This is a genomic window from Halomonas sp. ISL-56 (genome assembly GCF_018612805.1).
Classification (GTDB): Bacteria; Pseudomonadota; Gammaproteobacteria; order Pseudomonadales; family Halomonadaceae; genus Vreelandella.
This window is the reverse complement of the sequence record NZ_JAGGRO010000019.1, coordinates 16,797-28,544: the sequence shown is the minus strand read 5'-3', so window position 1 is coordinate 28,544 and position 11,748 is coordinate 16,797. Positions and strand designations below refer to the sequence as shown.

The window sequence follows — 11,748 nt, the reverse complement described above, 5'->3', positions numbered from 1 at the left end:
GTAGGGAATACTCCGCCTAGCGTAGAACACCAGGCGGTTTGCTACAGGCCATTCATGGCTATTAACTGCTTTTTAATTAGGTTGCCACATCTATCCGTTGATAGCTGCGATGTATTTCAACTCACTAGACGTCTACTCATTGCCCTTGAACTAAAACTGATCAGGCAGCCATGTTGCTAGCTGCGGGAAGAAGCTCAGCATGAGCAGCATACCCAGCTGCATCAAAATAAACGGGATAACGCCACGGTAAATCGCCGATGTAGACACAGACGGCGGCGCCACGCCGCGCAGGTAGAACAGCGCGAAGCCAAAAGGTGGCGTTAAAAACGACGTTTGCAGGTTGATCGCGATCATGATCCCCAGCCAAATCGGATCAAGCCCCATGGCGAGCAGAATCGGCCCGACGATCGGCACCACCACGAAAGTGATTTCGATAAAGTCGAGAATAAAGCCGAGCAGAAAAATCACCAGCATAACGATGATCGTAGCGCCTACCACCCCGCCGGGCATTGACTCGAACAGTTCGGTGACCATGTGTTCGCCGCCATAGGCACGAAACACCAGCGAAAACAGCGCCGCACCGATCAGGATCAAAAACACCATGGTGGTGACGTGAGTCGTTGAGCGTAGCACGTCTTTCAACGTCGCCCAGTCGAGCTGACGGTAAGCCAGTGCCAACACTAGAGCGCCAAAGGCGCCTACTGCGGAGGCCTCCGTAGGCGTGGCAAAACCACTTAAGATCGAGCCCAGTACCGCCACAATCAGCACCACGGGAGGCACCAGCCCTTTGAGCAGCAGCATGCCAATCCCTGAGGTATGGCCAAGCTCAGCCATTAACTCTTCACGGTCAGCAGCAGGCGCCATATGCGGGCGCAACCAGGCCACCAGGGCGACGTAAATCATATACATCACGACCAGCAGCAAGCCAGGCACTAGCGCGCCCATAAACAGGTCGCCCACCGAAACGGTTTTAGGGCTAAAAATGCCCATGTCCAGCTGCGCTTGCTGATACGCCGATGACAGCACGTCACCCAGCAGTACCAGGGCGATGGAGGGTGGAATGATTTGGCCCAAGGTGCCGGTAGCGCAAATGGTGCCTGTGGCCAACGATGTGCTGTAGCCACGCTTAAGCATTGTCGGCAGTGACATCAGCCCCATGGTGACCACGGTGGCCCCCACAATACCGGTTGAGGCCGCCATCAACATACCCACCAGCGTCACCGAAATACCCAAACCGCCGCGCATAGCGCCAAACAACAAGGCCATGGCATCCAGCAGCGTTTCAGCCACTTTAGATTTTTCCAGCAACACGCCCATCAACACAAACAGCGGCACCGCCAACAGCGTTTGGTTGGTCATTATGCCGTAGAGCCGGTTGGGCAAGGCGGCGAGATAGCCGCTATCAAAGTTGGCGTCGATACCTATCGCTTCAAGACCCAGCCCCATACCGGCAAACAGCAGCGCCGTACCCGCCAGGGAGAGTGCTACGGGAAAGCCGAACATCAACACAATGCATATAACGGCAAATAAAATAATCGGCATGAATTCCAGCATCAAACACGCTCCTCAAGATGATTGCCACCGGCTGCGGACGGCACTATCCGCCCGGCCATCACGTAGCCATTGCGCACAATCTCAATGACGCCTTGCACGATCATCAGCACGGCAAACAGCGGTATTAAGGTTTTCAGCGCGTAGACGGCTGGAATACCGCCGTAATCAGGGGAGCTTTCCAGGATACGCCAGGAGTTAGCGACATAGCCCAGGCTAGAAGCAATGATAAAGATCATCACCGGAATCAGTAGCGTAATAATGCCCACGACATTGATTAACGCTTGGCGGCGCGGGGTCATGCCTCGATAGAAAATATCAACCCGCACGTGGCCGTCGTGACGAAACGTATAGGCGGCCGCAAGCATAAAGACACTGGCGTGCATATACATCACTAGCTCTTGCATAAAAATGCTGTTCACACTGAAGGCATAACGAAGCAGTACAATCGCGAACTGAATCAACATCATAATGATGATCAGCCACGCAAGGGTACGTCCGAACCACTCTGAAGCGCGGTCCAGCGCACCAATAAATGCAGGTAGTTGTGTTGTGTCCGACATGGAAGTGTCTCGCGTAAAACGACTAAGGGGAGTCAGCGCCCCAGACAATAGCGCATATACGCGGACAATGCAGCGCCCACGCGCTGCACAGCATGGTTATTATTAAACGCTTGGGCGAATGGCCGTTAAACAGGCCTCGGGCAAGGGGAGATCGACGGCGATCGGCAGGTGATCAGAGAACAGATGATCTAACACCCGAACTTCGGCGGCCTCTAACGACTGCGACAACAGGATATGATCCAGCGCCCGGCGCGGCTGCCAGGAGGGGTAGCTAAGCAGGGGTTTAACCGGGTGCAGCGGTAGCGACGCACTGAAACGCTCATGGGCATGCAACTGGTCAGGGGTACAGTTGAGATCCCCCATTACCACCACGTGGCGTAACGGTTGGATAATCTCGCTTAAATAATTGAGCTGGCGCACCCGGCCACGATGGCTAAGCGCCAAGTGGGCGACGAATACGTGCAGCGCATCCGGCCCTTCGCCAAAACGTGCGTGAATCGCGCCGCGACCAGGCATGGCACCTGGCAAACGGTGTTCTTCTATTTGGCTGGGCACCAACCGCGAGAGTAAACCGTTACTGTGCTGAGCGATGCGGCCCAGATTGCGGTTGAGCTGCTGAACATGGTGGGGAAACCCCGCTTTGGCAGCGAGATACTCCACTTGGTTGACGCGGCTTGAGCGAAAACTACCGCCATCGACCTCTTGAAGCCCCACCACATCAAACTTGCTCAGCACTTCTCCCATCACGTCCAGCCGCTTCTGGCGTCGCGGGTGAGGCAGTAGGTGCTGCCAGCTACGGGTAAGGTAGTGATGATACGCAGATGTCTGGATGCCCACCTGTAAATTAAAGGTAAGCAAACGCAAGTGCCCGTCTTCAAGCAGCGTCGAGCGTGGGCCGATTATGGCTGCTTCATCACGCTCCCTCACTTCACGCAACACGGTTATTCTGCGCGCTCAGCACGCACCTGCTCGACCAACGCTTCAGCGATTTTCGGCATGTTATCAAGGCTGCCGGCTGAACTCGGCGTTACCAGAAAACGGCCATCAATCACTAGGGCTGGCACACCCATCAACTTCATTTGACGCATGCGCCGGTTAGCCTCATTCACTTCGCTACGCACACTAAAGTTGGTCAGCGCCTGCTTGGCTTCTTCTTCACTGACGCCATAGTTGGCGAAGAAAGCTGCAATCTCATCGGGTTCTGTGAGCGACTGTTTTTCCTTATGGATGGCGTTAAAGAAATCAGCGTGTAGCTCATCTTCGATGCCCAGCGACTCAGCCGCGTAAAATGCTGTCGCGTGGGTATTCCAATCGCCGCCCATGGTGGCAGGCATTTTGACGACACTGACGTCGTCGTCCAGGGTCTCGTACCACTCGTTAATCGGCGTTTGCAGACGGTAGCAGTGCGGGCAGCCAAACCAAAAAACTTCGGTGACTTCAACTTGCCCATCGTCAACCTGGGTCTCTACCGGCGCTTCAAGCACCTCATAGTGCTGACCCTCAACCACTTCCTGGGCACTCACTGCCGCAGAAAGCCCCAAACCAACCAGTGCGGCCATTAGCGTTTTTAACATCGCTTGCGTTTTAGACATCTTAAAAGACTCTCCATGAGTAAGCGAAAAGTGAGACCGTGGATACATGAGCGGGTTCCCTCAGCTAGCGAACGTTACAAGCACGTTACCAAGTGAGGGCCCGCAAACGACATGAGGAAGTGTTGAGGCTGCTTATTTCCAGTTTGAAACGAGTTTGTTAAAACGTTAGTTCAAACCTAACAAATAATTAGCCACTGCTTCCATATCGTTGTCGCTCATTTTTGAAGCAATGTCGCCCATGATGTTGTTGGGACTATTGTTACGATCGCCTGCCGCGAAATCCTGCAGCGTTGAGACCGTGTACTCAGCGTGCTGACCAGAAAGGCCCGGATAAACGGCGCTACCGATACCGACACCGGTCGGTGTGTGACAGGCAGCACAGGCTGGGATGCCCTTGGACATATCGCCAGCGCGGTAAAGTTCTTCACCGCGGGCCAGTAACTCAGCGTCTTCGTCACTGGTTTGGCCTAGATTGGCATCTTGGCGTGCAAAGTGTGCCGCTACGTCCCAGGCGTCTTGATCAGAGTAGTCATCTACCTGACCAGCCATTTGGGGAACCATGCGGTTGCCGTCGCGGATATCCATAATCTGCTTAGCCAGATAAGACATCTGCTGACCCGCCAGGTTAGGGAAAGCGCCCGATGGGCTAATGCCCTGTTGCCCATGACAGGCGGCGCAAGTTTGGGCCATTTCCTGGCCAGCGGATGCGTCTGCATCGGCTTGATAGTCCGTTTGAGCGTGGGCGATGCCAACGGCGCCCATGGTAATTGCTAGGCTTGCCAGTAACTTTCTCATTGCTATTCCACTATGCCGTTTTATGTTTGACTGGTACGCACCCTGAGCGCCTCCCAGGTTTCACAAGTTACCAGGGTTAGCTCCGCCAATACCAACCTCCGCTAACACCAACAACGTATCGCGATGGTACACTAGCGCCCCAGGTCGCAGATATAAACCGCTTGTATTATAACGAATCACCCCAGCGGCGGGAATGCAAGTGCTGGACTGCTTTAGGGGTAATTCGTCGCGGTACTGCTCTCATTTCTTTATCATGAGTCGCTATTATGCGCTCTACTTTACCTGATGATGAGGCGATAAAGAGGTGATAGTGCGCAGAGTAGGCCGTTTTTATGTTCGTTTTTCAGGATCAACCCCATGACTACCCCCCATGATAGCCTAGTCCCTCGGCTGAACTACCCGACAGCAAGCTTTCTTATCAGCGCCCCCACCCTGGCCCTATGCCCGGATGATACCGGCGCAGAAGTCGCCTTTGCCGGGCGTTCAAACGCGGGCAAATCCAGTGCTATCAACGCACTAACGCAACAAAATGCGTTAGCGCGCACCTCGCGCACGCCGGGGCGCACCCAGCTGATCAACTTCTTCAGCGTGATGAACGACGAGGCGCGGCGTTTGGTCGACCTGCCGGGTTACGGCTACGCCAAGGTACCGGAGGCGGTCAAACTAGAGTGGCAAAAACACCTTGCCGAGTACCTGCGCAACCGTTTTAGTCTGCGCGGCTTAGTACTGCTAATGGACGTACGCCACCCGCTCACCGAGTTCGACCAAATGATGCTCGACTATGCCGACCAGCGCGGCATGCCGGTGCATATTTTGCTCACCAAAGCCGACAAGCTGAAAAGAGGGCCTGCCAGCGCGGCGTTGCAAAAAGTACGCTCGCAGTTGAAGGAGTGGGAAGATCTCGTCTCCGTTCAACTATTCTCCTCTCTCAAGCGCGACGGCGTCGATACACTGTCACAGAAGCTCAATCAGTGGCTGTATACGCCGCCCGAATGACGCCCCTCTAGTCACTTTTTTCTAACGTCTTTTCTAACGTATCAAGCACGTTGGGTAGCTCTTTAATATGGGCTATGCGATACACACGCGGCGGCAACGTCTGCTCCTCTGTTTCAGAAATCCATACCGCGTGCATACCCAGTTGCTGAGCGGGCAGCACGTCCTCCTGCCAGGAGTCGCCCACGTGCATGGCGCGTTCAGGGGCCACGTTTAAGCGCGAGAGCGCGGTGAGAAACGGCGTAGGATCCGGCTTGGGCGCCAGTAACTCGCCCGCCGCAATGGCGACCGGAAAGTAGCTAGCCAGCGGCTGACGTTGAAGATGAATATTGCCGTTGGTGATCGCCGCCAACTGGTAGCGCTCCGCCAAGGTGGCCAGCAAACCAGCCGCTTCCGGGTGGGGGGTGACCTGCACGCGCAGGCGGTGAAACTCATTCATCGCCGCTGATGCCCACATCAACGCAGCACTGCGGTGCAGGCCTGCGTCTTCTAACTGGGCCTCCAGGGCGCGCAAACGTAGCCAAGTGAAGTCACCCCGCCGTTCAGGCACTTCTTTAGCCAACTGTTGACGACGCTGAAGGTAATCCAGCCCGCCCTCTTCATGGGATAACGCAAGGGCGGTTTCCTGGCGTGCCGCTCGCCATGTCTGAAGGGCCTCCAGAAGCCAGCGATAGTGGCCCTCCTCGGTACGCGCCATCACCCCGTGGTTATCCCAAAGCGTGTCATCCAAATCGAAGGTAATTGCCTTCAGCATCGTCATGTTTGCTCCTGGGCTATTTGGTTCTATTGTCCCCGTTGCCGGGACTGGGGCTTCTTTTAGCCCGAGGATGCGCTGCATCGTAGCTGGTCGCCAGATGCTGCCAATCAAGCCGGGTATAGATTTGTGTGGTCGACAAATTGGCGTGCCCCAGCAGCTCCTGCACGGCGCGTAAATCCTGGCTCGACTCCAACAGGTGGCTGGCGAAGGAGTGGCGTAAACGGTGAGGATGCAAATGCTCGGGCAGGCCCCGGGCAAGCGACAGCTGCGCTAAGCGCTTTTGAATGGCGCGATGGCCCAAGCGCTGTCCGCGCTGGCCCACAAATAGCGCCTGCTCGTTAATAGGTGCGAGCACGGAACGACACCCTAGCCACTCAGCCAGCGCCTGCTGGGCACGGCGCCCTACCGGCACCTGACGCGGCTTACCGCCTTTGCCGATCACCCTTACCCGGCTGTTCTGTAAATCGCCCAAATCAAGCGCCGCCAGCTCCGCTAAGCGCAGGCCGCTGGAGTAAAACAGTTCAAGAATGGCCTGATCGCGCACGCCCAAGGGCGAACCGTCGTGGGGTGTATCAAGAAAGCGCGCCAGCGCATCGACATCCACTGGGCGCGGCAGGTGGCTGGGCTGCTTAGGCGTACGCAGTAAGCCCACCGGGTTATCCACCAGTACGCCCTGCTTAACCAAGTAATCAGCGAAACGTGACAGTGCCGCCCGACGCCTAGCCAAGCTTCTAGGCGCCAAGCCGCGGCTGCGCTCTGAGCCCAAAAACGCCCTTAGCAGTGCGGTATCTAGCGCCGTGGGATCCGTCACTTCGCGGCGCTCTGTGAAGGTACATAGCGCCGCCAGATCATGCCGATAAGCCTCCACCGTGGCAGGGCTTGCATGGGACGCCAGCATCGCTAGAAAGGCCTCAACGCGCTTGGCTATCGGCGTCTCAACCAGGGATGGCTCATCTAGCGGCGATTTAGCCATGATCGCCCAGACGCACCAGCAGCCGCGCGACGATATCGCCCAAGTACTCGGTGAACAGCGTGTCCATACTGGCCCGGTAAGCATCAGGGCTGGGGCTGGCTAGCAGTAAATAGCCCAAGGAGTCGCCCGCTGAGAGGCGCGAAATAGCGCAGGAACCCGCTTTGCGGGGTGCTTTGACATGGGGTATCAGGCACTTCCAGTCGCTAACGCTTAGCTTAACGCAGCGGCTGGTGCGGCCATCCAACAGCGCCGACAGCCGCGTGCTAGCGTACTGATCCAACACATGGCGCGGCGGCTGAGGGGGCGTCGGTTCACTGTCGCTTAACGTGGCAGGGCACCACAACGCCGTGGCCGGGGTTTCAAAGCGCTCGCTAAGCTGGGTAGCCAGCGCTTGCGCCAGTGCATCGCGATCAGGCGCTTCTACCAACGCGATCAAGGTTTCGCGCAGCCGGCGGTACTGGGACTCGTTATGGCGGGCGGTCTCCAGCAGGTGCTCCAGGCGACCTTCAGCGGTTTCAGCACGCTTGCGTAGGTCTAACACCAGGCGCTCGAGCAGTGACACCGCCCCGTCGATATGCGGGTGGGGCACCTGCAGTTGCTGGAGCAGCCCTTCACGGCCGACGAAAAAATCGGGATGGCGCGCCAGCCAGAACGCCACTTGATCAGGCTCGAGCGTCTTGCGGGGTTCGGGGGCTTGAGACATCGCCGTTCTCCTCGAATTAATGGGGTACTACTTAACCCAGCACTGCTTAACCAAGAGCCACTTAACCAAGGCTACTTAACCAAGAATTAATTAACCAAGAGCTATGCGTCCATCAAAGACGCGTGTGGCCGGCCCCACCATGGTTAGCGCCCCTTCAGGGTCAGGCCACTCAATGCTGAGCTCTCCACCGGGCAAATGGACTTTTACCGGGCTTTTCAGCAGCCCCTGACGAATGCCACTGGCTACCGCGGCGCAGGCACCGGTACCGCAGGCCAGCGTTTCACCGCTGCCACGTTCATACACGCGCAAGCGGATTTCACTGGGCGAGAGCACCTGCATAAAGCCCACGTTAACACGCTTGGGAAAACGCGGGTGCGCCTCTACTAAGGGCCCGAGGCGCTCGACCGGGGCATCATCCACATTGTCGACCTGCATCACCGCGTGGGGGTTGCCCATAGAGACCACGCCGATCTGCAGCGTTTCATCGCCCACTTCAAGTGGGTGAAGAGGCTGATCACCAGGCGCATCGAACGGCAGCGCCAGAGGGCTAAACCGCGGGCGGCCCATGTCCACGCGTACCATACCATCGTGCTGAACGGTGAGTACCAAGGGCCCACCGGCAGTTTCCACATGAATTTCATGCTTATGGGTTAGCCGCTGGTCGCGCACGAAGCGAGCAAAACAGCGCGCGCCGTTACCGCAATTTTCCACTTCACTGCCGTCGGCATTGTAAATGCGGTAGCGAAAATCCATCTCCGGATCGCGGGGCGGTTCGACCACCAATAGCTGGTCAAAGCCAATGCCAAAGCGTCGGTCGGCTAGCACGCGAATTTGCGCTTCGTCCAGCCGCGCGCGCTGAGTGACCAGATCCACCATGACAAAGTCATTGCCCAGGCCATGCATTTTGGTGAAGTGTAACAGCATTAGCGCCTCCCTTCGGGCAGCAGCGCTTCACCCGCCCATAGACTGGCAACGGTTTCCCGCGCGCGCACTAGGTGGCAGTTGTCGCCATCGACCATTAACTCGGCGGCACGCGGGCGGCTGTTGTAGTTCGACGCCATAACAAAACCGTAGGCACCTGCCGAGCGCACCGCCAGCAGATCACCTTCGGCAATCGCCAACTCACGCTCTTTACCCAGAAAGTCGCCTGTTTCACACACTGGGCCCACCACGTCGTAATAGGCGCTTTCCCGCGCTTGGCGGGTATCCACCGGCACAATCGCCTGCCAGGCTTGGTACAAGGCCGGGCGAATCAGGTCGTTCATGGCCGCATCGACAATAGCGAAGTTCTTGGTCTCGCCGGGCTTTAAAAACTCCACTCGGGTCAGCATCACACCGGCGTTAGCGGCAATCGAACGGCCTGGCTCAAACAACAAGGTGAGCTGCTCGCCGCCTTCCCAGCGGGAAAGCCGCGCCAGCAGTTGGCTGGCGTAATCAAACGGCTGGGGCGGTTTTTCATCGCGGTAGGGCACGCCTAAACCGCCGCCTAAATCGAGGTGGTCGATTTCGATACCGCGCTCACGCAGGCGCTCCATCAGCATCAGCAGGCGATCCAGCGCATCTAAAAACGGCGCCGTTTCAGTAAGCTGCGAGCCAATGTGGCAATCAAGGCCTTTTACCTGCAGATTGGGCAGACTTGCCGCTAGTTCGTAGACATCCAGCGCTTCATCGACCGGGATACCGAACTTATTATCTTTCAAACCGGTGGAAATATACGGATGGGTGCCCGCGTCTACATCCGGATTCACCCGCAACGAAACCGGCGCTATTTTGCCCAGCTCACCGGCGACGCGATTCAAGCGCTCAAGCTCGGGGCGTGACTCAACATTAAAACACTTAATGCCTACTTCCAGCGCACGAACCATTTCATGGGGCTGCTTGGCAACGCCTGAAAATACCACCTTCGCCGGATCGCCACCCGCCTTAAGCACGCGCTCAAGCTCGCCGATGGAAACAATATCGAACCCCGCCCCCAGCTTGGCCAACAGGCCCAGCACGGCCAGGTTAGAGTTAGCCTTCACCGCGTAACAAATCAGGTGCGGGTGACCACCCAGCGCTTCGGTATAGGCGCGAAAGTGACGTTCAAAGGTCGCTTTTGAGTAGACATAGCAGGGCGTGCCGTGCTCGTCGGCAATCCGTGACAGCGGCACATCTTCGGCGTACAGCACGCCATCGCGGTAATTAAAGTAATCCATGGTGCTCTCCCCTTCTCCTCGGCCTGCAACGCTCTATTCAGAGGGCTCAGACGGCTGGCCAGACGGTTCGGTGGCGGGTGCATCGTCCGGCAAATACAGCGGCCCTTTTTGCCCACAGCCTGCCAAGCTAACGAACAGCAGTGCCGAAAAGGCCATGATAGCCAGTGCTTTCATGCGCCCGCCTTGAGCGCAGCCAGTGCCTCACGAGCTCGCTGAGCGGCCGCCCGCACCTGATTGGGTGCGGTGCCACCAATGTGGTTTCGGGCGGCGACCGAGCCTTCCAGGGTTAACACCTCGAAAACATCTTGCTCGATGATGTCGGAGAACTGCTGGAGCTCTTCTAGGCTCATCTCGGACAGGTCTTTTTCGGTTTTCAGGCCATAAGCCACCGACTGCCCGACGATTTCATGGGCATCGCGGAAGGCCACGCCTTTGCGCACCAGGTAGTCGGCCAAGTCAGTCGCAGTGGAGAAACCACGCCGCGCCGCTTCATACATGCTGGCTTTTTTGGGCTCAATGGCGGGCACCATATCGGCGAAGGCTTTTAGGCAATCACGCACGGTATCTACCGCATCGAACAGCGGCTCTTTATCTTCCTGGTTATCTTTGTTGTAGGCCAGCGGCTGTGATTTCATCAGTGTTAACAGCGACATCAGGTGGCCATACACGCGACCGGTTTTACCCCGCACCAGCTCCGGCACATCGGGGTTTTTCTTCTGCGGCATGATGGATGAGCCGGTGCAGAAGCGGTCGGGCAGATCGATAAAATTGAACTGGGCGCTGGTCCACAGCACCAGCTCTTCGCTCATGCGCGACAGGTGCATCAACAGGATGCTGGCAAAGCTGGTAAATTCGATGGCGAAGTCACGATCGGAGACTGCATCCAGGGAATTTTCCGTCGGGCGGTCAAAGCCTAGTAGCTCTGCGGTCACGTGGCGGTCGATGGGATAGGTAGTGCCGGCCAGGGCGGCAGCGCCCAGCGGCATTACGTTGACGCGCTTGCGGCAGTCCAACAGGCGTTCGTGGTCGCGAGCCAGCATCTCTTGCCAAGCAAGAATATGGTGGCCAAAGGTGACCGGCTGGGCAGTTTGCAGGTGGGTAAAGCCGGGCATAATCGTCTCGGCTTCGCGGTCAGCCAGTTCGATCATGCCTTCACGCAGGCGTTTCAGCTCCACTTCGATCACATCGATCTCATCGCGCATAAACAGGCGGATATCGGTGGCGACCTGGTCGTTACGCGAACGCCCGGTGTGGAGCTTCTTACCGGTTATGCCAATTTTTTCGGTCAGCCGCGCTTCGATGTTCATGTGCACGTCTTCCAGCGGCACCGACCAGTTAAACTCGCCGCGCTCGATTTCGCCCTGAATCTCGTTCAGACCGTTAATAATCGCATCACGCTCATCATCGGTGAGCACCCCGACCCGAGCCAGCATAGTGGCGTGGGCGATGGAGCCCTGGATGTCCTGGGGGGCCAGGCGCTGGTCGAAATTAACTGACGCGGTGAAGCGTGCAACAAAGGCATCGGTGGGCTCGCTAAAGCGACCGCCCCAAGACTGATTCGTGGCTTGGCTCATCGAAGATATTTCCTGCTGACAAAACAAAGGAGTCGTTAGCAGAAAGTGTACC

General features: G+C 57.2%; 13 protein-coding genes. 1 reads left to right on the top strand and 12 read right to left on the bottom strand.

Going from position 1 to position 11,748, the window contains the following annotated elements:
• Positions 1–150: 150 nt before the first annotated feature.
• The 5 genes from J7J49_RS15960 to J7J49_RS15940 all read right to left on the bottom strand — a co-directional run bounded on the left by J7J49_RS15960 (position 151) and on the right by J7J49_RS15940 (position 4,501).
• Complete coding sequence (locus J7J49_RS15960) at positions 151–1,554, bottom strand: TRAP transporter large permease (protein ID WP_215093979.1); 1,404 nt, start codon at positions 1,552–1,554, stop codon at positions 151–153.
• Entirely contained in the window at positions 1,554–2,114 is a 561-nt protein-coding gene (locus tag J7J49_RS15955; RefSeq protein WP_007112318.1) for a TRAP transporter small permease subunit, read from the bottom strand. The genes J7J49_RS15960 and J7J49_RS15955 overlap by 1 nt, the downstream gene beginning before the upstream one ends.
• 102 nt (positions 2,115–2,216) lie before the next feature.
• Entirely contained in the window at positions 2,217–3,053 is an 837-nt protein-coding gene (locus J7J49_RS15950) for an endonuclease/exonuclease/phosphatase family protein (RefSeq protein WP_353048387.1), read from the bottom strand.
• 2 nt (positions 3,054–3,055) lie between these two features.
• Positions 3,056–3,688, bottom strand: a complete 633-nt coding sequence (locus tag J7J49_RS15945) for a thiol:disulfide interchange protein DsbA/DsbL (protein WP_064235799.1) — start codon at positions 3,686–3,688, stop codon at positions 3,056–3,058.
• Positions 3,689–3,871: 183 nt separating this feature from the next.
• Entirely contained in the window at positions 3,872–4,501 is a 630-nt protein-coding gene (locus J7J49_RS15940; RefSeq protein WP_064235727.1) for a c-type cytochrome, read from the bottom strand.
• A gap of 357 nt (positions 4,502–4,858) precedes the next feature.
• Between J7J49_RS15940 and yihA the strand changes: the two genes are divergently transcribed.
• Positions 4,859–5,497, top strand: a complete 639-nt coding sequence (gene yihA, locus J7J49_RS15935; RefSeq protein WP_064235728.1) for a ribosome biogenesis GTP-binding protein YihA/YsxC — start codon at positions 4,859–4,861, stop codon at positions 5,495–5,497.
• A 7-nt stretch (positions 5,498–5,504) separates the two neighbouring features.
• Here the strand turns inward: yihA and J7J49_RS15930 are convergent, their stop codons facing one another.
• From J7J49_RS15930 to argH, 7 genes are all read right to left on the bottom strand, one after another.
• Positions 5,505–6,254 carry an HAD family hydrolase gene (locus tag J7J49_RS15930; RefSeq protein ID WP_215093977.1) on the bottom strand — a complete coding sequence of 250 codons (750 nt, stop codon included), beginning with the start codon at positions 6,252–6,254 and terminating at the stop codon, positions 5,505–5,507.
• Between the two features lie 13 nt (positions 6,255–6,267).
• Positions 6,268–7,224, bottom strand: coding sequence for a tyrosine recombinase XerC (locus tag J7J49_RS15925; RefSeq protein ID WP_215093975.1), 957 nt, complete (start codon positions 7,222–7,224; stop codon positions 6,268–6,270).
• Positions 7,217–7,927 (bottom strand): DUF484 family protein, encoded by a 711-nt coding sequence (locus J7J49_RS15920; RefSeq protein WP_064235731.1) that lies wholly within the window; start codon positions 7,925–7,927, stop codon positions 7,217–7,219. Before J7J49_RS15920 ends, J7J49_RS15925 begins: the two co-directional genes overlap by 8 nt.
• Before the next feature lie 90 nt (positions 7,928–8,017).
• A complete protein-coding gene (gene dapF, locus J7J49_RS15915) occupies positions 8,018–8,851 on the bottom strand; it encodes a diaminopimelate epimerase (protein WP_215093973.1) in 834 nt (277 codons plus the stop codon).
• On the bottom strand, positions 8,851–10,122 hold the full coding sequence (gene lysA, locus J7J49_RS15910; protein WP_215093971.1) for a diaminopimelate decarboxylase: 1,272 nt from the start codon (positions 10,120–10,122) through the stop codon (positions 8,851–8,853). The genes dapF and lysA overlap by 1 nt, the downstream gene beginning before the upstream one ends.
• 33 nt (positions 10,123–10,155) lie before the next feature.
• On the bottom strand, positions 10,156–10,296 hold the full coding sequence (lptM, locus tag J7J49_RS15905; RefSeq protein WP_215093969.1) for an LPS translocon maturation chaperone LptM: 141 nt from the start codon (positions 10,294–10,296) through the stop codon (positions 10,156–10,158).
• A complete protein-coding gene (gene argH, locus J7J49_RS15900) occupies positions 10,293–11,696 on the bottom strand; it encodes an argininosuccinate lyase (protein WP_215093967.1) in 1,404 nt (467 codons plus the stop codon). Before argH ends, lptM begins: the two co-directional genes overlap by 4 nt.
• Between the last annotated feature and the right edge of the window lie 52 nt (positions 11,697–11,748).